Below are 290 nucleotides of genomic sequence, written 5' to 3' on the forward strand. Positions count from 1 at the left end.
GGCTACCGGGATCCGGACTTTGCCCGTGACCCGGTAGCCTGCATCGGCGGTGGAGATGCACCCCATGCCGCCGCAGGCCGCCACGGCACCGGCCAGCCCGCCCAAAGTAACGCCCACGCCCATGCCGCCCTGCAGGATGGGCACAGACAGGGCTTTCTTTCCGAGCGTCAGCATTCCTAGCTCAGCGCGTGGATACGCTGCCTCCCGCAGTTCCACAGGTCATCCAGAATGTCCGCCACAGGGGGTACCTCGTGGAGCATTCCGGCCACCTGACCGGCCATCAGACTGCC

1 pseudogene is annotated in these 290 nt (G+C 66.9%); it reads right to left on the minus strand.

The features are described from left to right. Nucleotides 1-174, minus strand: a pseudogene (locus tag P0G09_RS20290) (nitronate monooxygenase); the annotation flags it as partial. Between the last annotated feature and the right edge of the window lie 116 nt (nucleotides 175-290).

The organism is Faecalibacterium sp. DFI.5.82 (genome assembly GCF_029076575.1).
In the GTDB taxonomy this organism is placed as follows: domain Bacteria; phylum Bacillota; class Clostridia; order Oscillospirales; family Ruminococcaceae; genus Faecalibacterium; species Faecalibacterium duncaniae.